This is a genomic window from Pedobacter endophyticus, from assembly GCF_015679185.1.
GTDB lineage: Bacteria > Bacteroidota > Bacteroidia > Sphingobacteriales > Sphingobacteriaceae > Pedobacter > Pedobacter endophyticus.
In genome coordinates this window covers 5374339-5394953 of record NZ_CP064939.1, presented here as the reverse complement: position 1 = coordinate 5394953, position 20615 = coordinate 5374339, and the positions used below count along the sequence as shown (strand labels likewise).

General features: G+C 41.8%; 16 protein-coding genes. 4 read left to right on the top strand and 12 right to left on the bottom strand.

The window, feature by feature from the left end:
- Positions 1-25: 25 nt before the first annotated feature.
- Positions 26-613, bottom strand: a complete 588-nt coding sequence (locus IZT61_RS22020; RefSeq protein WP_196099143.1) for an LSm family protein — start codon at positions 611-613, stop codon at positions 26-28.
- A gap of 101 nt (positions 614-714) precedes the next feature.
- Entirely contained in the window at positions 715-1119 is a 405-nt protein-coding gene (locus IZT61_RS22015; RefSeq protein ID WP_196099142.1) for an EVE domain-containing protein, read from the bottom strand.
- Positions 1120-1236: 117 nt separating this feature from the next.
- On the opposite strand from IZT61_RS22015, the gene IZT61_RS22010 reads away from it, so the two are divergent.
- Positions 1237-2709 carry a S41 family peptidase gene (locus IZT61_RS22010; RefSeq protein ID WP_196099141.1) on the top strand — a complete coding sequence of 491 codons (1473 nt, stop codon included), beginning with the start codon at positions 1237-1239 and terminating at the stop codon, positions 2707-2709.
- Between the two features lie 89 nt (positions 2710-2798).
- Here the strand turns inward: IZT61_RS22010 and holA are convergent, their stop codons facing one another.
- Positions 2799-3821 (bottom strand): DNA polymerase III subunit delta, encoded by a 1023-nt coding sequence (gene holA, locus IZT61_RS22005; protein ID WP_196099140.1) that lies wholly within the window; start codon positions 3819-3821, stop codon positions 2799-2801.
- A 95-nt stretch (positions 3822-3916) separates the two neighbouring features.
- On the opposite strand from holA, the gene IZT61_RS22000 reads away from it, so the two are divergent.
- Together IZT61_RS22000 and IZT61_RS21995 are read left to right on the top strand one after the other, a co-directional pair.
- The gene (locus IZT61_RS22000) at positions 3917-4597 is read left to right on the top strand and encodes a formylglycine-generating enzyme family protein (protein ID WP_196099139.1); all 681 of its coding nucleotides are present in this window, start codon (positions 3917-3919) and stop codon (positions 4595-4597) included.
- A gap of 62 nt (positions 4598-4659) precedes the next feature.
- Entirely contained in the window at positions 4660-5118 is a 459-nt protein-coding gene (locus tag IZT61_RS21995) for a type I restriction enzyme HsdR N-terminal domain-containing protein (protein ID WP_196101391.1), read from the top strand.
- 302 nt (positions 5119-5420) lie between these two features.
- On the opposite strand, the gene IZT61_RS21990 is transcribed toward IZT61_RS21995, so the two are convergent.
- The 9 genes from IZT61_RS21990 to IZT61_RS21950 all read right to left on the bottom strand — a co-directional run bounded on the left by IZT61_RS21990 (position 5421) and on the right by IZT61_RS21950 (position 17870).
- On the bottom strand, positions 5421-6614 hold the full coding sequence (locus tag IZT61_RS21990; RefSeq protein WP_196099138.1) for a Gfo/Idh/MocA family protein: 1194 nt from the start codon (positions 6612-6614) through the stop codon (positions 5421-5423).
- Positions 6614-7978: a 3-keto-disaccharide hydrolase gene (locus tag IZT61_RS21985; protein WP_196099137.1), complete on the bottom strand. Its 1365-nt coding sequence runs from the start codon at positions 7976-7978 to the stop codon at positions 6614-6616. Before IZT61_RS21985 ends, IZT61_RS21990 begins: the two co-directional genes overlap by 1 nt.
- Before the next feature lie 36 nt (positions 7979-8014).
- Complete coding sequence (locus IZT61_RS21980; RefSeq protein WP_196099136.1) at positions 8015-9370, bottom strand: Gfo/Idh/MocA family protein; 1356 nt, start codon at positions 9368-9370, stop codon at positions 8015-8017.
- Between the two features lie 512 nt (positions 9371-9882).
- Positions 9883-12573 (bottom strand): valine--tRNA ligase, encoded by a 2691-nt coding sequence (locus tag IZT61_RS21975; protein ID WP_196099135.1) that lies wholly within the window; start codon positions 12571-12573, stop codon positions 9883-9885.
- Between the two features lie 667 nt (positions 12574-13240).
- Complete coding sequence (locus tag IZT61_RS21970; protein WP_230383798.1) at positions 13241-13888, bottom strand: Uma2 family endonuclease; 648 nt, start codon at positions 13886-13888, stop codon at positions 13241-13243.
- A complete protein-coding gene (locus tag IZT61_RS21965) occupies positions 13885-14523 on the bottom strand; it encodes a Uma2 family endonuclease (RefSeq protein ID WP_196099134.1) in 639 nt (212 codons plus the stop codon). Before IZT61_RS21965 ends, IZT61_RS21970 begins: the two co-directional genes overlap by 4 nt.
- A 1-nt stretch (position 14524) precedes the next feature.
- Positions 14525-15163, bottom strand: a complete 639-nt coding sequence (locus tag IZT61_RS21960; RefSeq protein ID WP_196099133.1) for a Uma2 family endonuclease — start codon at positions 15161-15163, stop codon at positions 14525-14527.
- A 1-nt stretch (position 15164) separates the two neighbouring features.
- Positions 15165-15803 (bottom strand): Uma2 family endonuclease, encoded by a 639-nt coding sequence (locus tag IZT61_RS21955; protein WP_196099132.1) that lies wholly within the window; start codon positions 15801-15803, stop codon positions 15165-15167.
- A gap of 90 nt (positions 15804-15893) precedes the next feature.
- Entirely contained in the window at positions 15894-17870 is a 1977-nt protein-coding gene (locus IZT61_RS21950) for a heavy metal translocating P-type ATPase (protein WP_196099131.1), read from the bottom strand.
- Positions 17871-18406: 536 nt separating this feature from the next.
- Here IZT61_RS21950 and IZT61_RS21945 point away from each other — a divergent pair.
- Positions 18407-20443: a M13 family metallopeptidase gene (locus IZT61_RS21945; RefSeq protein ID WP_196099130.1), complete on the top strand. Its 2037-nt coding sequence runs from the start codon at positions 18407-18409 to the stop codon at positions 20441-20443.
- The last annotated feature ends 172 nt before the right edge of the window (positions 20444-20615 follow it).

Here is a 20615-nt window from a genome sequence, read left to right as displayed (position 1 = left end):
TTTGTCGAGACCTTACCTAAAGACATTAAGGCTTAAAGTTCTTCGTCAGCGCCTTAATTTTTTGTGCTTCGGCGATATAATCGGGGTTGATTTGATAGTTGGTAGAAAAGTATCTTAGCTCCAAAATCTTTTCGGGAGTTAGCGGGTTTTCTCTGGTGTTTTTAAAGGTCGCCAAGCTGGGGTTGATTTCATGGAAAGGCCTTAGTAATCCATTTGCGGCCAAATTAACAACGCTCGTCATTAACATGTTTACGAATGGTTCGGCAATAGATTCACCCAAAGATGGTGCTTCTTTACCTGGCTTTAGCACCTGTTGGCCATTGGGCAAGGTTTCATACCGATCTTCTACCCAATTTGTAGTATAAGGAACGAGCTCCTTGTATTCGAAATCCTTTTTTTGAACCCTTAACCTTATCGATTTAATTTTACTGTAAGGAATATAAACGTATTTCTTATCAACTCTTAAAATCAACTGGTCAGAATCGACGAAGCTTAAAATCCCTTTTTGTTTTCCGTTGAAAGTTTTAACTATGGCGAGATATGGCCTGACGTTTTGCGCATTAGAAAAAAGGTAAGCGCAGCAAATTAAGTACAGCGTTAAAATAATCTTCATGTTTGAAAGCGGTTTTAAATGGTACGCAAAAAGCGAGCCATTTCTAGCTAAGCCGCAGATTTACAGTCTCATTCAATCAAATGTAAACCTGCGGACCAAGGCTAGCTTCCCATTTCCAGAATTTTATCAAACTCTGATGCTTTCAATGGCATTACGGATAATCGGCCCTGACGAACGAGCGAAATATCGACCAAACTAGGCTCTGCCTTAATCTGCTCGAGCGAAACCGGGTTTTTTAACGCTTCTACCGGCGATAAATCTACCACAACCCAATTCTTATCATCGGTGGTTGGGTCTTGATACGATTCTTTAACAACTTTGGCAATACCAACTACGTTTTTACCTTCATTACTGTGATAAAACAAAACCAAATCACCCTCTTTCATGTCTCTCAGGTTATTTCTCGCCTGATAATTTCGAACACCATCCCAAAAGGTACGTCCATCCTCATTAAATTTATCCCAACTGTACTTAAATGGCTCACTTTTTACTAACCAATAATTCATTTTACCTAATTTAAAAATTCGAATTTACGATTTACACACTAAAACGAAAGCAACTAAGATAATAAACATTAAAAATTGGCTATATTGGGTTTGTTATTTAAATCGAGCACTCTATCTATGAAAAAATTACTTTTTACGATACTTATTTCTTTGCCGGCTATTTGTGTTCACAGTCAGATTAAAAATGAATCTTTTGAAATAAAGCATGAGAAATCTGCCGATTTACCTGCCAACTGGGGAATGCGATTGGTTGAGGGCTATCAGGTAAGCTTAGATAGCGGAACAAAGCATTCAGGTAAATCGTCTCTAAAGCTGGTGGGTACGGATAAAATTAAGTCTGGCGGTTTCCAAAACGTTTCTCAGACGGTGAATTATGCGCCCAACGCAATAAAAAGCGTGCGAATTTCTGGATTTGTAAAGCTAGATAGCGTTAAGGGCAGTGTTGCGTTTTGGTGTCAGATCTGGAGCAAGGATAAAATGATTGGATTTCAGAACATACAATCGCAACAAGAAACACTAGCCGGTACTAAAGACTGGAAGCAATACAGCTTGAATTTAACTGTGCCTAGCGAGACTGAAAGACTCTTGTTTGGGGTTTATTTGGCGGGAACTGGAACTGCTTGGCTTGATGACTTTAAACTCGGTGAGATAGAAACATCTAAAATACCGCCGGCCAGTGAAGTGGTAAAATACGTAGATGAGTTTAGGAATATCGTAAAAGTAAGTTCCATCTTTAAGGATTCTCTGGATTGGCCATCTATCGACCGCGATATGAAGAACCTATCGATGGGGCTTAAAACAGTTGATGAAGCAAAAGCAGTTACGGCGTATCTGCTTCAAAAGCTAAAGGAGGCTGGAGATGATCACTCAGTTTTGATGCTAAAATCGGCAGCGCAGGAATATGCCAGCAGAAATACCAACCCAGATCAGGTTGAATCAAAGCTATTGCAAAATAACATTGGCTATATCTCGGTGCCAGGGTTCCGCTCCTTAAATAAAAAGACAATGGACAGTTTCGCTAACAACATTCAGCAACGGATAAAGCGGTTGGACGTTGCGCATGATATTAAAGGTTGGATTGTTGATTTGAGAGACAATACGGGTGGAAATATGTACCCCATGATTGCGGGCCTCGGTCCTTTGCTTGGGTCGGGAAATCTCGGTTACTTTGTGTCTCCAAATGGAAATAAGAAAAAACTGACACCATGGTCTTATTCTGCAACTCCAAAAAAGCCAACCACCATGGGAATTCAATTAGACAGCCTTTATGAATTAGAAGGTAAGAACGCTAAGATTGCGGTATTGATCGGCCCACACACTGGCAGTAGTGGAGAAATGACTGCCATATCGTTTATCGGTGCGCCAAACACGAAACTATTTGGCGAGCCAACTGCTGGTTATACCTCCGCGAATTCGGGCTTTAAATTATCTAATGGAGACTATTTATATTTAGCGGTTAGCTATACCGCCGATCGAAACAAGAAAGAATATCGCAGCAAAATACAACCCGATGTTTTTTTAAAAGCTAAAAAGGGCGAAGATACTGCGATCGAATCAGCCTTACAGTGGATTAACGAAACGAGCAACTAACCGTGTTTGTAGTATGTAGACAGCCCTACCCATTTAGTGCTCAAATAGCTAGTGGCTTTGCTTAGGCATGCCAGTTTTCCCTAAACTTGTTAATGTACAATCTTAAATACCAGCTCTTTCAACAGTTCACCATCATTTACGTTGCCCGAACTGTCTAGCCCCTTTGTTTTCAAATCATATTCTCGCAGTAAACTGATTACATAAAAAACCTTGCCGGTGTTATAATTTCTGGCCGCCATTTCATAGTCTTTAATAAAAAACGGTGGAACACCGAGGGCCGAAGCCGCATCGGCTTTATTTGGAACGTAGTGGTACTTTAACAGTTTTGTAAAATAGCCACCGAGATTTGCTAAAACCATTACCGTAGGGTTTGCTTTCGGGTTGCTCGCAAAATAGTTGATAATTTTGTTGCACTTTAAAACATCGCGAATGGCCAGCGCTTTTTGCAATTCAAAAACGTTGTATTCTTTACTTATCCCGATGTTTTTCTGAACCAGATCAGTGTTGATAACGGTCTCTTTTGGCACATTGAGCATCAGTTTCTCAATCTCATTGGCAATTTTAGAGAGATCTGTGCCTAAATACTCAGCCATTAATACAGAAGCCTGCTGATCGATTTTATAGCCCTTCGATTTTATAAAATCTTCGATCCATGCCACAATCTTGTAATCGCGAACCACATCCGATTGAAAGACCAATCCGCTTTTACTAATGGCCTTGTAAATTTTTTTCCGCTTATCAAAATTGGCGTATTTATAAGCCAGCACCAAGATTGTGCTTGCCAGCGGTTTTTCGAAATAATTTAGTACAAATTCGGCTTCTTTGCTGCCAGCATCTTCCTTTCCCCATTTTAAATCCTGCGCTTCTTTAACAATTACCACCTGATATTCTGACATCATTGGAAATCGCTTTGCGGCATTCAAAATTGTCGCCATATCAGTATCCTTGCCGTATAATACCATCTGGTTAAAGCCCTTCTCTGCCTCGTTCAATAGTTTCTCTTCAATATAATCTGTTACTTCATCAATGTAGTAAGATTCTTCGCCGTGCAGCAAGTACACAGGCTTAAAGTTTCGGGCTTTAATATCTTTAATAATTTCGGCAGCAGTCATTGCCGTAAAATTACAATTTAGCTTTTAGGAATTTAGTAAATGTTTATAAACAATATTAACTTTGATTCCTTTTCGCATCGCTACCAATTTAGAACATGCTGCAACAATCTGATTTATTGAATATAGAAATGGTAGAAGTACCTAAAGGAGAAATCTTGTTGAGGGATGACCGGATAAAAGCCCAATGGTTGGTTAAAATAGAACCATTTTTATTGGGAAAATGGCTGGTTACGCAAAAAGTTTACCAAGCAGTAACGGGCGAAAGCCCCAGCAGTTTTAGAGGAGACCAATTGCCGGTTGAAACGGTTTCGTGGCGAGATGCAGTAGCATTTTGTAATGCGCTTTCTGCCCGGTATGGATTGCAAAAATGCTACGCTTTTGATGATCAGATTGATGATTTTATCTTCGATCATGAAGCAAATGGTTACCGGCTTCCTACGGAGGCCGAATGGGAATATGCGTGTAAAGCGGGAGACAAAAGCAATAGATACGGCGAATTGAACGAAATTGCGTGGTACAAGGATAATGCAGGTAAAACTCCGCACGATGTTGGTTTAAAAAAACCGAATGCCTTGGGCTTGTACGATATGTTGGGAAACGTTTGGGAATGGTGTACCGACGTTTACGACGGAACTGTGTATGGATCGTATCGGATTATTCGTGGTGGTGGCTGGTGCGATGAGGAACGGAGTTGCCTGGCAACAAATCGACGGAGAAGTCATCCACGCTCGTTTAAAATCGACGACCTTGGCTTTCGTATTGCAAGAAACTTATAAGAACCCACCCGACTCAAAAACTGAAAACTGGCAACTGAAAACTGCTATTGAAAAACGAGATAATGTTTAAGCCTACTCCACTCAACCTTCCACCCTATCCATTTAAAATTACGAAAAAGGATGATGTGGTTTTTATTTTCGACGAGCTAAGGAAAAAGCACCTGGTGTTAACTCCGGAGGAATGGGTTCGCCAGCATTTTATTCAAGATTTGATTGCCAGCAAGAAATTTCCCAAAACGCTGATTCAGATTGAGGGCGGATTGGTTTTGAACCAACTACAAAAACGAAGCGACATATTGGTTTACAACACCACAGGAGAAAAAGTGATGTTGATTGAGTGTAAAGCGCCAAAGATAAAGATTACGCCATCTGTTTTTGAACAAGCTTCGAGATATAACTCCATTCATCAGGCCAAATGGATTGTTTTAACCAATGGGTTGCAGCACGTTTACGCAAACATGGATTTAGAAAAAGGCAGTTTTACATTTGTTAAGGAAATGCCCGATTATTTGGATTTATAGACCGTCAGTTAAAACTGACGGCAATGAAACTGACGGCAATGAAACTGACGGCAATGAAACTCATGGAAATAATCCCATGGCAACATTTATTGCCGTTGACTTCAGTCAACGGTTAACGGCAATAAAACCGACGGCAATGAAACTCATGGAAATAATCGCATGGCAACATTTATTGCCGTTGAGTTCAGTCAACGGTTAACAGGCAGAATCCTAGTTGTAAGAGAACAGACAACTTGCAATTCGCCGCTGACTTTAGTCAACGCTAAAGACAACATAAAACAACGATGCAGTGCATTTAGCAACTACACACTATATTCTTCCTTCCAAACCTGTTTGGTGCCCGAGTATATGGCCTCATTACACATAGCCACACAAATTGCAGCCTGCGTTCCGGTGTTGATATTTGAAACGGGTAAGATTTTTTTCGTTATCGATTTATAAAATTCTTCGAGCGCATAATTGGTTCCATCCTTTGTAGGCTGATCTAAAATCGGGATGCCGCCATCGGTATTAACCACAATTTTTGTCGCACCTGTAACGCCATCAACAATGCCGAGCTCTTTTTTTGTACTCGCCTCCGGATAAAAAATACCCGTATTGGTAAGTAATGAAACCGAACCCTTTGTTCCTTTAATTTTAAACAGATAGCCATCGTGCGCATTGCCGCAGGTAGCACCAAAATTACCGATCATGCCTTTGTCGTTATACCTTAAAATGGCCTGAATATTGTCGTAGGTTTCTCTGCCGTCGTTAAAAATATCAATCCCTCCCGAGCCCATAATCTCATTAGGTTGAGTTTCGAAGGCCCAGTTGATAAAGTCGATTTGATGCGATAAAAGCTCGGCAGCCAATCCGCCAGAATACTCTTTGTACATCCGCCAATTGATTTTCCGCTCGAGCTCAGGACTTGGAACATGTCTGCGCCAATTGCCATTTCTATCCCAGCGGCAGTCGATTTGAGAAACCTTGCCCAAATACCCGCTTTGAATCATGTCTTTCACCTTAAAATACAGCGGCGAGTAACGGTATTGGTAACCGACCTGAAAAATTTGTCCCGAATGCTGGCTTACCAATTTTTTGAGCGCCAATGCCTCCGAAATATTGTAAGTCATTGTTTTCTCGAGGTAAACGTGCTTTCCGGCAAGTACCGCATCTTTAGCAATCTTGAAATGCTCGCTCAGTGGTGTAGCGATAAAAACCGCATCGATGGTCTTATCATCTAAAGTTTTGCGGTAATCTTTAATCGGTCTGGCATCTGCAGGCACGTGTTTTTCGGCTTCCTTAAGCCTAAAATCCAGCACATCACAATAAGCCACCGTTTTGTATTTGGTGGGCATCGACTTAATTACCGATAACACACCTTTCCCCCGATCGCCGCAACCAATCATGGCTACTTTTATGATTTGATCGGCGTATAAACCTGCAAAAACCTCATTACCAACAAACAAACTCGAACTCAACAAAGCTGATTTTTTCACAAATGAACGACGTAACATTATAATTTTTTGATTTTAATGGTTCTGAAATCTACCTTATTGCCGTGATCCTGAAGCAGAATATGCCCCTTTGGAGCCACGCCAAAGTTCTTCCAATCTTTATATTTACTCATGGCAACCAACTTTTCAAATTCTGCCGACCCTCTAACGTATTCCAGCACTTTTACACCGTTTAAGTAGTGTTCAACCTTGTTATTTGGGTACACCACTAAGCGAGCGTTATTCCAGCTGCCGATTGGGCGAAGGAACCTGGCTTCTTTTTTAGCGGTCATTAAATCGTATAACGATGCCAGGGTACGGTTCCCATCTGTGCCCAACTTCGCGTCAGGATGCAACACATCATCCAGAACCTGATATTCGAGGCCAATGGCAGAGCCTGTATTCTTTTCGCTTAGCGTTACAAAATACTTTACTCCGCTGTTTGCGCCGGGCGTAAGCTTAAATTCGAAAGACATATCAAACGCGGCAAATTCTTCTGTGGTTACAATGTCGCCACCATTTGTAGATTCGGCCCCGCCGGATGGCTCAACGCTGATCACGCCGTTTTCGATCTTCCACCCTTTTGAAGGAAAGGCACTTTTATAGGCACCAATCCATCCGGCATTGCTTTTTCCATCGAAAAGAAGTTTATATCCATCCGATTTCTCATAAGCCGATAACGAATTTGGAGTAAGATTTACAGCATAAATCCCTTTTGGAAAGGATTTAGATTTTAATCCTCCTGTTTGGATATTGATATTTTTGAAATAAACTTTTTTACCGTCGTTTTCCAAATTATTACCAATTCCATGAACTTGCAAGCCGATAAATCCCGATTTATCAAGGGTATCGATAACAAAAGCAACGGGAGTTCCGTTTACCCAGGTTTTAAGCTCATTACCAATACATTCTATTTTATAGTGATTAAATTCATTTTTCTTGTACAATGGTTTCGCCGATGGATTGAGCTCCAACGGATATAGCCATAATCGCCGGGCTTCATCGTAAATACCGCCCGTCCACGCTCGCGGTGTCGGGTCAATTTCCATTTGTCGGCCGTAAACCAAGCCTTTGCCATTATTTCCCTCTGGTTTGATGTGGCTACGGGTTTGAATGCCAGAGTTGGTGTTTTCTCCCTCCAATTTTACATCCAACTCAAGGATAAAATCGCCATATTCCTTATCGGTAATCAAGAACGAGTTTGGCGTTCCCTTAGTCATCGTTCCTACAATCATTCCATCTTCGACTTTGTAGGGTGCTGCGCCTGCAACCGCTTTCCATCCGTTTAGGGTTTTACCATCGAAAAGGGGCTTCGATTTCTGCGCCGCAGCCGAAAGGCTGATTAGCGACAGGGCTAAAACGCTATATTTTTTAATGTTATACATATTGGTTGTTTGAATTAAAGTTGTTATTTCGAGTTACTAATATTTAAAAACTTTACCGTTTGCCATTACTTCTTGTCTGTTTTCATCAAAAGTAGCTTTGGCACCCGTATGAACCGCTGCATTGGTCATGATGTTTGCCACCGAATGCGAGTAACCAGCTTCTACAGGCGCATTGGGGGTTTTGCGACTGCGTACACATTCCATCCAGTTCCGCATGTGGCCCGAAGTTAGTTCATCGCCACCCATGTTTGCGTCAGTTGCCGTTTTAACCTCTTTTTTACTCAGATCAAATTCGGGCAATAAATTCGGTTTCATATCCATCGCCGCTGCTTCGTCTTTTCTTAAGCCGCCCTTTGGCGATACTTTGTTAGTAATCAAATTTAATTCTCCACCATTTGAATAGTACACCTCGCCCACGCCGCCAACACTGTTCTGCATTCGTGATGTAAACGTAACCTGAAAACCATCTTCGGTATTCGGAAGGCCATAATCAAAAACGGCTACCATGCTATCCCAATTTCTACGCCCATCTTTCCAGGTGTAAATACCTCCGTTTGCGACCACGCTTCGCGGATGTTTTAAATTGGTAAACCAATGAACGGTATCAATTTGGTGCGACATCCACTGGCCCGGCATGCCCGATGAGTAAGGCCAGAACAAGCGGTATTCTAAATACTTTCTTGGGTCGAACGCCTCAAATGGCCTGTTCAACAAAAATCGCTTCCAATCGATATCCTGCTCTTTAAGCTTTGCAACCAGATCGGGCCTGCGCCAGCGTCCGGGCTGATTGACGTTCCAAACTAGATCTACCGCAGTAATGGGCCCAAACTTGCCGTCTTGAATATATTTGGCTGCGTTCGCATAATTTTCTCCGCTTCGGCGCTGAGAACCAATCTGAACGATTCTGTCGGTTGCTTTTACCGCTTTCAAAGCCGCTTTTGCATCGTCCATGGTTTCGGCAAAAGGTTTTTCAATATATGCGTCGCAGTTGGCTTTAACGGCCTCAATGGTATGTAACGCATGTTGAAAATCGGCAGTACTGATAATTACGGCATCAAGATCTTTGGTGGCGTAAAGTTCATCATTGTTTCTGCAAGCTTTAATATCATGACCAAACTTTTCTTTCAAATGCGCTATTCCCAAATCTCTGCGGTAGCTCCATAAATCGGAAAGCCCAACAATATCAAAATTTAATTCTTTATTGTGATTTAAGAAACAAGGCAAAAGGGTACTCTTAAAACGATCAGAAAATCCAACAACACCAACCCGCACTCTGTCGTTTGCTCCGATAATTCGACCATAACTTTTGGCGCTCATACCCATTGTACCGGCATAAGTTGCGGCAGCGAAGATTGTTGATTGCTTGATAAATTTTCTTCTTGAATTTTCCATTTTTGTTTGGTTAGATTAAAAGATGGTATTAAATGTATTAGCAACACAAAATAGTATTTAAATATGATACACTAAATCTCATTGCGTAATTTTTTTGAAACCCACTGTTTTTTCAATAAAGTACGGTACGGCTATAAACTTGGCAGGCAGTTGATTTAACCGCGTTTTTCGAGTAAATTATAGTCCAGATGATTATTTAGGAAAACGTTTGAAATATAGATGGCCTACAGAGCGTCATTAACGCCCAAAAGTAAGTGAAGGAGGCTTCGACTTCGCTCAGCCTGACAAAGCGTCCCCAAAAATCAGTTGTAGAAAAACTGAGGAGGAAGATAAAGCTTAGCATTAGGATTCCCGCCTGCGCGGGAAAGACGGCAAGAATCTAAACGGCACTCGTATTGATTTTTTTGCTAAAAATTATTCCCACCATAAAGCAAACGGCCCTTTGGAACTTAATTTCCAAAGGGCCGTTTTAAACCTGCGAGCTTTTGAAAGCCCTAAAGATCTCTATCAGTTTATCCTAACATGGCCAAACTTTCCTCAATAATCTTGATCTTCGCTTCTGCATCGGCCTTTTTGTTCTGCTCATTGGCTACCACTTCGGGCTTTGCATTTTGCACGAAACGCTCGTTACTCAGTTTGGCATCAACAGATTTTAAGAAACCCTGCAAATACACCAGGTCTGCGTTTAAACGGATTCGTTCTGCCTCCACATCAACATTTTCAGTTAAACGAATAAAAAATTCGTCCTTTCCGGCCATAAAAGCAGCTGCACCGGCAATTTTATCGACAACTATTTCGGCACCAGAAACATTGCCGAGTTTGTAGATGATGTTCATCCACTTTTCGTAGTCGATGCCGGAGTTAATTTTTAAGCTTAATGGTAAAGACTCTTTCGGCGAAATCTGCTTTTGATTACGAATGTTTCTGATTTCGGCAACAACTGTTTTTACTACCTCAGCATCTTTCAATAGTTGTTCGTCAATTGCGCCACCTTTCGGAAACTGCGCCACAATACAACAGTCCATTTCATCGCGGGTACCAAACAAATCGTCGTGCCATAATTCTTCCGTCAGGAAAGGCATATTTGGATGCAACAATCTGATAATCTGCTCAAAAAACCCAATTGTAGCTTTGTACGTTTCAGCATCAATTGGCTGTTGGTAAGCTGGCTTCACCATTTCTAGATACCAGGCACAGAAATCGTCCCAAACCAGCTTGTAAATGGTCATTAAAGCCTCCGACAAACGATATTGTTTGAAGTCATTTTCAATTTCTACTAAAGTTTGGTTAAAGCGATTTTCAAACCACGAAATGGCCTGTAAATTTGGGTTCTCCAAATTCGCGTCAACTTCCCAACCTTTCACCAGGCGAAAGGCATTCCATATTTTTGATGCAAAATTACGTCCCTGTTCACAGTAGCTTTCATCGAACATTAAATCGTTGCCTGCAGGCGACGACATGAGCATACCAACACGAACCGCATCGGCGCCATATTTTTCGATCAAACCAATTGGATCTGGCGAATTACCTAACGATTTAGACATTTTACGTCCCAGTTTATCACGAACAATACCAGTGAGGTAAACATTGGTAAATGGCTTTTTGCCCATAAACTCTCGTCCGGCCATAATCATTCGGGCCACCCAAAAGAACAAAATCTCTGGCGCCGTAACCAAATCGTTGGTTGGATAATAGTAGTTAATATCTTTGTTATCGGGGTTTTTAAATCCATCGAAAACGGAAATCGGCCACAACCACGATGAAAACCATGTGTCCATCACATCATCGTCTTGCTTTAAAAAAGGCTCTAATTGATGCTTGAATCCAGCTTTTTCAGTTTCCGAGCAGCTTTCGTCTAAATGCTTTTTCTTCCAGAACTCTTCCAACGCTTCATCTTTGGTTTTTGCAACAACCCAGTTTCCTTTGTCGTCGTACCAAGCCGGGATGCGCTGTCCCCACCAAAGCTGTCGAGAAATGTTCCAATCGCGAACGTTCTCCATCCAATGGCGGTATGTATTTTCAAATTTATTCGGAATCAGGTTAACCTCTCCTTTTACAACATCTTCCAAAGCAGGCTGCGCCAATTCTTTCATTTTCACAAACCATTGCATCGAAAGTTTGGGTTCAATTGCCGCATCGGTACGTTCAGAAAAACCAACCTGCGATTTATAATCCTCCACTTTATCTAAATGCCCGGCTTCCTCCAACATTTTGGCGATTTTTTTACGGGCCACAAACCGGTCTTCGCCCACCAAAATAACGGCAAGTTCGTTTAAGGTTCCATCGTCGTTTAAAATGTCGGTTACCGGCAAATTGTGCTTTACGCCCAGTTCATAATCATTCAGATCGTGTGCTGGCGTAACCTTTAAACAACCGGTACCGAATTCAATATCAACATATTCATCCTCAATAACCGGAATTTCGTGGTTAACGAGTGGCACAAACACTTTTTTACCCTTTAAGTGCGCAAAGCGCTCATCGTTCGGGTTGATACAAATTGCAGCATCGGCCATTATCGTTTCCGGGCGGGTGGTGGCAACAACAAGGTAGTTCGGAGTTTGGAGTTCGGAGTTTGGCGCTCCCGCATCCGCAATAGTATAGCGGATATAATACAGCTTCTGGTTAACTTCCTTACGGATAACTTCTTCGTCAGAAACGGCAGTTTTTCCGGCCGGATCCCAGTTTACCATACGAATGCCGCGATAAATCCATCCTTTTTTATACAAATGGATAAACGAATCGATCACAGCTTCAGAAAGGTCTTCTTCCATCGTAAATCGCGTACGGTCCCAATCGCAACTTGCGCCAAGTTTCTTTAACTGCTCTAAAATAATGCCGCCATATTTTTCTTTCCATTCCCAGGCATACTTTAAAAACTCCTCACGCGAAAGATCTTTTTTGTTAATGCCCTGTTCTTTCAACATGGCCACAACCTTTGCTTCGGTAGCAATTGATGCGTGATCGGTTCCGGGAACCCAGCAAGCATTTTTGCCTTCCATACGTGCCTTACGGATCAAAACATCCTGTATGGTATTGTTTAACATATGGCCCATGTGCAACACTCCGGTAACGTTGGGCGGCGGAATTACAATGGTGTAAGGCTCACGCTCATCGGGCTCTGAGTGAAAAAATTTTTTCGATAGCCAGTAGCTATACCATTTATCTTCGGTTTCTGCAGGATTGTACTTGGTGGAAATGCTCATGAATTATATTAAAAACCCAAAAATAGCTAATTAAGCTGAAAGACTAAAGCGCAGACAGCTAAAAGACAGAAGCCCGAAGCGAAAAGCTGAATTAAAGTGATTAAGCAAAAGGCTTTTCACCGGAATCAGGTTTAAAAGGTAAATGCAGCGCTCTTTTTATTAATTTACCGTATAGTTCAAATTTGGCTAAAGCCAAGGTTTGAATCTCTTAAACAACCGGCAGCTGAAGCAGCCGGCAAAAGAGAAATTTTTAAATACAAAGATGAGCGAAAACAGCTTCACCTTTGGCTAAAGCCAAGGTTTGAACCCACAACAACCGGCAGCTGAAGCAGCCGGCAATAATAATTTAAATACAAAAATGATGAAAGACAGCTTCACATTTGGCTAAAGCCAAGGTTTGAACTCACAACAACAGGCAGCTGGAGCAGCCGGCAATAATAGATTTAAATACAAAAATGAGGAAAGACAGCTTCACATTTGGCTTAAGCCAAGGTTTGAAACCCACAACAACAGGCAGCTGGAGCAGCCGGCAATAATAGATTTAAATACAAAAATGAGCGAAAATAGCTTCACATTTGGTTAAAGCCAAGGTTTGAAACCACAACAACAGGCAGCTGAAGCAGCCGGCCATAGAGAAGTAAGTATTGGGTTATGGAGGTTGAATTACCTACTCTAAATCTTTAAAAACGTCATCCAAAGCCAACTCAAAACCGGGTAGAACAGACGAAGTTATTTTTTCACTTGAAGTAAATATTTTCGAAGGTTGAAACCTGCCCATATCGTTCAGTGTGTAAATCAGAATGCTTTGGTCGCTTTGGCTAACCACCCAATATTCTTTAACGCCAAATTCTTCGTAAACCCTGTATTTGTGCAACAGCTCTTTCTTGTTGTTTCCGGGAGATAAAATTTCGACAACAAGGTCGGGAGCGCCGATGCAACCACGATCGTCTAACTTGCTTTTATCGCAAATTACACAAATATCGGGCTGTAAAACGGTAAAAACAGCGGAATCTTCCTTGCTTTCTTTCGGAAAACGAACATCAAAAGGCGCCGTGTAAACTTTGGATGGCGACTTTTCAATAAAAGTCTTCATACTTACAAAAATGTTTCCGCAAATCTCCTGATGCACTCGCGACGGCGCCGGACTCATCTTAAAAACTTTCCCCTTAATCAGTTCTACCCGATCATCGAAAAGCCAGTTCAAATAATTGGAATAGCTGTAGGTTAACGACGCATCGATATCATTGAACTGCCAAACAGGCTCATCTTCCCGTATCGGATATGGTTTCGGCTCTGGTCTCGGCTTTTCCATCATTCTAAATCTTTAAAAACGTCATCCAAAGCCAACTCAAAGCCAGGCAAAACAGATGAAGTTATCGTTTCGCTCAAGGTAAAAATTTTTGAAGGTTGGAATCTGCCCATCTCATTCAAAGTGTAAATTAAAATACTTTGATCGCTCTGGCTTACCACCCAATATTCTTTAACGCCGAATTCTTCGTAAACCCTGTATTTGTGCAACAGCTCTTTCTTGTTGTTTCCGGGAGATAGAATTTCTACAACAAGGTCGGGAGCACCAATGCAGCCACGATCATCTAACTTGCTTTTATCGCAAACTACACAAATATCGGGCTGTAAAACAGTAAAAACAGCGGAATCTTCCTTGCTTTCTTTTGGGAAACGAACATCAAAAGGGGCTGCGTAAACTTCGCATGGTTTGCCGTCCAAAAAATTGATAAAGTGCTTTAACAAAGCGATGGAAATTTTTTGATGCACTCGCGACGGCGCCGGACACATCTTAAATACTTTTCCTTTGATCAGTTCAACCCGATCATCGAAAAGCCAGTTCAAATAATTGGAATAGCTGTAGGTTAACGACGCATCGATGTCGTTGAACTGCAAGATAGGTTCATCTTCCCGTATTGGATATGGTTTTGGCTTAGGCTTTTGCATGTTAATTCAGGTCTTCAAAAACATCATCCAAAGCCAGCTCAAAACCGGGCAAAACAGATGAAGTTATCGTTTCGCTCAAAGTAAATATTTTTGATGGCTGAAACCTTCCCATCTCATTCAAAGTGTAAATTAAAATACTTTGATCGCTCTGGCTTACCACCCAATATTCTTTGACGCCGAATTCTTCGTAAACCCTGTATTTGTGCAACAGCTCTTTCTTGTTGTTTCCGGGTGATAAAATCTCGACGACAAGGTCGGGAGCACCAATGCAGCCACGATCGTCTAACTTGCTTTTATCGCAAACTACACAAATATCGGGCTGTAAAACAGTAAAAACAGCGGAATCTTCCTTGCTTTCTTTTGGGAAACGAACATCAAAAGGGGCAGCGTAAACTTCGCATGGTTTGCCTTTCAAATAGTTGGCCAATGGGTTAATTATATTGATGGATATTTTTTGATGTATTCTCGACGGCGCCGGACTCATCTTAAAAACTTTCCCCTTAATCAGTTCAACCCGATCATCGAAAAGCCAGTTCAAATAATTCGAATAGCTGTAGGTTAACGACGCATCGATATCATTGAACTGCAAGATAGGTTCATCTTCTAATATTGGATATGGTTTTGGCTTAGGCTTTTGCATGTTAGTTCAGGTCTTCAAAAACATCATCCAAAGCCAGCTCAAAGCCTGGCAAAACAGATGAAATTATCGTTTCGCTCAAGGTAAAAATTTTCGAAGGTTGGAATCTTCCCATCTCGTTCAGGGTGTAAATCAGAATACTTTGATCACTCTGGCTTACCACCCAATATTCTTTAACGCCAAATTCTTCGTAAACCCTGTATTTGTGCAACAGCTCTTTTTTGTTGTTTCCGGGAGATAAAATTTCTACAACAAGGTCGGGAGCACCGATGCAGCCACGATCGTCTAACTTGCTTTTATCGCAAACTACACAAATATCGGGCTGTAAAACGGTAAAAACCGCAGAATCTTCCTTGCTTTCTTTTGGGAACCGAACATCAAAAGGGGCTGAGTATGCTTTGCACTTTTCTTTATTAAGAAAATTAACCAACGGATTAAAAATATTTCTCGAAATCTCCTGATGCACTCTCGAAGGTGCGGGGCTCATTTTGAAAACTTTTCCCTTAATCAGTTCAACCCGATCATCAAAAAGCCAGTTCAAATAATTCGAATAACTGTAGGTTAACGACGCATCGATGTCGTTGAACTGCAAGATAGGCTCGTCTTCCCGAGTTGGATATGGTTTTGGCTCTGGTTGTGACATAATCAAATATACTAAAATTAATAGTATTTAAAGCGAATTTTCACTTAATAACCTACATAAAACCACTTTATCATTCCAACCAGCAGGCCCCTAAAATTTCATCTTCTGAATTCTTACCGCATTTAAAATCGCCAATAACGCTACACCGACATCAGCAAATACGGCTTCCCACATGGTGGCTAAACCACCCGCACCTAAAATGAGTACTAATGCTTTTACTGCAAAGGCAAGCACAATATTTTGAATGACCACTTTCTTTGTGGCCTTGCCGATTTTAATGGCGGTTGCTATTTTAGATGGCTGATCGGTTTGAATAACTACATCGGCAGTTTCGATGGCGGCATCACTGCCCATTGCACCCATAGCCATACCAATATCGCTGGCTGCCAACACAGGGGTATCGTTTATTCCATCGCCCACAAAGGCAACCACCCTGGTACTGTCTCTTTTAATTTCGTCGAGCTTGGCCACCTTATCTTCGGGCAATAAATCGCCAAAGTAAGAATCGATGCCTAAGCGCCCGGCAACCACTTTAACAATTGAGCTTTTATCGCCACTCAACATCACCACCTGCTGCACACCATTGGCGTGTAGCTGTTTTATTGCTGCTGCAGCATCTTCTTTTTCTTCGTCGGCCACCAACACGTAACCTGCATAGCTTCCACCGATTGCTACTACAACAATGCTCTCCTCTATTTCTGTTATTTTTTTGTCGAAATCGATATTAAATTTTTGCAGGAGCTTAACGTTGCCTGCTAAAACCTCCTGGCCGTTAACTTTTCCTTTAAGGCCCATGCCGGCAATTTCTTCGATATCCTCGGCAGGGTGGATTTTGCTTACCCTGATGTATTCTACAACGGCCTTGGCAATTGGGTGTGTAGATTTTGATTCAACAGCGCCCAAAAACTTCAAAAATTCGTTTTCATCGATAACGCTTTCCACTTTCTGAACACTGAAAACACCTTTGGTAAGCGTACCCGTTTTATCCATCACTACGGTATTAAGTTTAGTGATCAGATCTAAAAAGTTGGAGCCTTTAAACAGGATTCCGTTTGCAGATGCTGCCCCTATTCCGCCGAAATAGCCTAACGGAATGGAAATAACCAGGGCGCAAGGGCACGAGATTACCAAAAAAACCAGCGAACGGTACAGCCAGGTCTGAAAGTTGTAATCGTTTCCCAAAACAAAAAACGGAATGATAACCAGCGCCACTGCCAAACCGAAAACTATCGGCGTGTAAACCTTGGCAAATTTCCTGATAAATAACTCGGTTTTTGCTTTGCGCAAGGTGGCGTTTTGCACCATGTCTAAAATCCTCGCTAACGAACTATCAGAAAATATTTTCGTCGTGCGCACTTCGATAACTTTATCCAGGTTTAACATTCCTGCTAACACGCTTTCGCCTTTTTTAATACTTTTCGGTTTACTCTCTCCGGTAAGGGCGGCGGTGTTGAAACTGCTTTTTTCTGATAACATTTCGCCGTCTAAAGGTACCTTCTCGCCTACTTTAATCTGAATGGTTTCGCCAACTTCAACCTTTTCGGGGGCTACATCGCTGTATTTGTCATTCTTTAATACGTGAGCGATATCTGAACGTACATCGAGCAAGGCCGAAATACTTCTTTTTGCCCGGTTTACGGCTGCCATTTGGAAAAGCTCGCCAATGGTATAAAACAGCATCACGGCTACGCCTTCGGGGTATTCGCCGATGACAAAGGCACCAATGGTAGCGATAGACATCAGCGAGAATTCGGTAAAGAAATCTTTTGCCTTAAAAGTAGTCCAAACTTCTTTTAAAACCGGAACGCCCACTGGCAAATAAGCTACGATGTACCAATACGGGCGAATTGCTTCGAATGCCTTTAGCTTAAAAAAATTATCGAAAGCAATACCAATAAGCAACATCGCGAGTGTAACTATTGCTGGCACATAGGCTTTAAATGTGGAAGGATCGCCACCATGATCGTGATCATGCTCGTCGCCAGCTTCGTGATGATGTTGATGTTCTTTATGTTGCTGTGCATCGGTGTTGCAACAGCTATCTTCTTTATGGGTGGTGTGGTTCATTATATATTATCTGTTATGGTTTTGTTATTGGGGTTTCGCTTGGATAGATCAACGTGCCAAACTTCGTTTAATAAACCCGACAGCAGCGAAAATACTTTTTTTTCAGCAACATCGACTAAAAAAGGAAGCGATGAAACAGACGGCACAGCTCCTGCATAGCTTAGTGACAGTGTTTTACAAAAAAGATTGCAGGGTATGGCGGGACTCGAGCGGCCAATGGAGAGCTGAACGTCAGTTTCCAAATCCTGTAAAGCTAAACATGCAATAAAACAAATTTAACACTTTATTTTGATTCACTCTTAATAGCTATTTTTTTATAACCCGCACAATAATTAATGTTAAAAAATGTTAATACTGTATAAATAATTTAAAACCATGAAATCCTTAAAATTCCATTTCTCGCCTGCCGAGTTTTTTAGAAGGTTTGGGCTAAGTAAAATTTACTATTGGTTTAATAAGTAATATTCTTAGTATATTGTTTCAGTATCAATTAGTATTTCATAAATTTCGCTGTTAAAACTAACTTGTTAAAGCGAATGAAATACCAAAATTTGAAAAGATATTTTGCGGCACTTGGTATAGTGGCTGCAGGCTTTTCGGCAAATGCACAAACCACAAAAAAATTTATCGACCCTGCAAACATGGATTTATCTGTTAAACCAGGCGACGATTTCTACACCTACGCAAGCGGAACATGGGTAAAAAACAATCCTGTTCCGGCAAAAGAAACCCGCTGGGGCTCATTTAACGAACTTCGCGACTTTAACATCAATGCGGTAAAATCTCTTGTAGAAGAAGCCGCAGCCGATAAGTCGACACCTGCTGGCTCGGTAAAACGACGTGTGGGCGATTTCTATACAGCGGCAATGGACAGCGTTACGATTGAAAAATTGGGCTACACACCAATTAAGGCGGACCTTGCAAAAATTCAACAGATAAAAGATATTAAAGGGGTACTTAACGAGGTTGCTTACCTGCGTACCAATGGTTTGGCCGGCGGAATGTTTGGCATTGGCGTTGGCCAGGATCGCAAGAATGTAAACAAATACATGGTCAACATTAGCCAGGGTGGTACCACTTTGCCGGATCGTGATTATTATTTGAAAGACGATGCCCGCAGCGTAAAAATTCGTGAGGCGTACGATACTTATATGACTACGCTTTTTACGCTTACCGGCAGTTCGCCGGAGGTGGCTAAACAAAAAGCAGCAACCGTTTTTAAGATAGAGAAGCAATTGGCAGAGGCGCAAATGAGCCGTTTGGAAATGCGTGATCCTTACGCCACTTACAACAAACTTACTGTTGCGGAATTAAATAAAAAGACGCCAGACATTAACTGGGCAACTTACCTGCCGAAATTTAAGATCAATGGCCAAGACACCGTTTTGGTATCATCGCCCAAGTTTATGGCTACTTTGGATGGTATGTTAAAATCGGTTTCTGTAGCCGACTGGAAAACTTATCTGGAGTGGAACCTGATCAAAAGCTCTGCATCGAGCTTAAGCTCACCGTTTGTTAAGGCGAGTTTTGCGTTTACGCAGGCACAAACAGGCCAAAAGATTCAAACGCCGCGTTGGCAGCGCATGTCGTCGCTAACAGATGGCACAATTGGCGAACTGCTGGGTCAGCTTTACGTTGCCAAGTATTTTAAGCCGGAGGCTAAAGCACGGATGAACCAAATGATTGTGAATCTGCGCAAGGCTTTTGAGATCAGAATTAACGGCCTTGAATGGATGAGTGCAGAAACGAAGCAGAAAGCGCTGGCAAAATTAAATGCATTTACACCGAAAGTTGGCTATCCTGAGAAGTGGAAAAACTACGATGGTTTGGTGATAAACAAAGGCACTTACTTTCAAAACTTGCGCAATGCAAGTGTTTGGGGCTACAACGAATCGGTTGAGCGGTTGGGGAAGCCTGTTGATCGTACGCGTTTCGGGATGACGCCGCCAACGGTAAATGCTTATTACTCGCCTACGTTAAATGAAATTGTTTTCCCTGCGGGAATATTGCAGTTCCCTTTCTTTGATCCTAATGCTGATGACGCAGTGAACTATGGCGGTATTGGTGCAGTAATTGGTCATGAAATGAGCCACGGTTTTGACGATAGCGGAAGCCAGTATGATGCGGCAGGAAACCTAAAAAACTGGTGGACTGCTGAGGACAAGGCCAAATTTGATGCAAAAACAAAGGCTTTAGGTGAACAATTTGACGCCTACACGGTTCTAGATACGGTTCACGTGATTGGTAAATTGACAATGGGCGAAAATATTGGTGATTTGGGCGGCTTGAATGCAGCTTACACCGCGTTTAAGATGACTAAACAGGGTCAGAGCAATGAAAAAATCGACGGTTTTACTCCTGATCAGCGTTTCTTTTTAGCCTGGGCACAAGTTTGGAGAGGCAACATTTTGCCTGAAAGCGCAGCTCAGCTGATTAAAACCGATCCGCACTCGCCAGGCCCATACCGTACCATTGGTGCGCCAGTAAATATGGATGCATGGTATGAGGCTTTCGACGTTAAACCAGGCGATAAATTGTATAAAAAACCGGAAGATAGAATTAGAATGTGGTAACACTAAATTAGAAACTGGTAAAGACTTTTGGGAAATACATCCCTGCCCAAATCCGTTGGATTCATCCCAGAGAGGAACATCTAACCTATAGTGCGAACGTCCCGATTTATTCGGGACGTTTTGTTTTTGCAGGTTTTAAACGAGGCCTTTAATGGCTTAAGTCAATTTTTAA

Coding starts and splice junctions, on each gene's coding strand:
- IZT61_RS22020 (WP_196099143.1), bottom strand. CDS start 613: ATGAAGATTATTTTAACGCTGTACTTAATTTGCTGCGCTTACCTTTTT.
- IZT61_RS22015 (WP_196099142.1), bottom strand. CDS start 1,119: ATGAATTATTGGTTAGTAAAAAGTGAGCCATTTAAGTACAGTTGGGAT.
- IZT61_RS22010 (WP_196099141.1), top strand. CDS start 1,237: ATGAAAAAATTACTTTTTACGATACTTATTTCTTTGCCGGCTATTTGT.
- holA (WP_196099140.1), bottom strand. CDS start 3,821: ATGACTGCTGCCGAAATTATTAAAGATATTAAAGCCCGAAACTTTAAG.
- IZT61_RS22000 (WP_196099139.1), top strand. CDS start 3,917: ATGCTGCAACAATCTGATTTATTGAATATAGAAATGGTAGAAGTACCT.
- IZT61_RS21995 (WP_196101391.1), top strand. CDS start 4,660: ATGTTTAAGCCTACTCCACTCAACCTTCCACCCTATCCATTTAAAATT.
- IZT61_RS21990 (WP_196099138.1), bottom strand. CDS start 6,614: ATGTTACGTCGTTCATTTGTGAAAAAATCAGCTTTGTTGAGTTCGAGT.
- IZT61_RS21985 (WP_196099137.1), bottom strand. CDS start 7,978: ATGTATAACATTAAAAAATATAGCGTTTTAGCCCTGTCGCTAATCAGC.
- IZT61_RS21980 (WP_196099136.1), bottom strand. CDS start 9,370: ATGGAAAATTCAAGAAGAAAATTTATCAAGCAATCAACAATCTTCGCT.
- IZT61_RS21975 (WP_196099135.1), bottom strand. CDS start 12,573: ATGAGCATTTCCACCAAGTACAATCCTGCAGAAACCGAAGATAAATGG.
- IZT61_RS21970 (WP_230383798.1), bottom strand. CDS start 13,888: ATGATGGAAAAGCCGAGACCAGAGCCGAAACCATATCCGATACGGGAA.
- IZT61_RS21965 (WP_196099134.1), bottom strand. CDS start 14,523: ATGCAAAAGCCTAAGCCAAAACCATATCCAATACGGGAAGATGAACCT.
- IZT61_RS21960 (WP_196099133.1), bottom strand. CDS start 15,163: ATGCAAAAGCCTAAGCCAAAACCATATCCAATATTAGAAGATGAACCT.
- IZT61_RS21955 (WP_196099132.1), bottom strand. CDS start 15,803: ATGTCACAACCAGAGCCAAAACCATATCCAACTCGGGAAGACGAGCCT.
- IZT61_RS21950 (WP_196099131.1), bottom strand. CDS start 17,870: ATGAACCACACCACCCATAAAGAAGATAGCTGTTGCAACACCGATGCA.
- IZT61_RS21945 (WP_196099130.1), top strand. CDS start 18,407: ATGAAATACCAAAATTTGAAAAGATATTTTGCGGCACTTGGTATAGTG.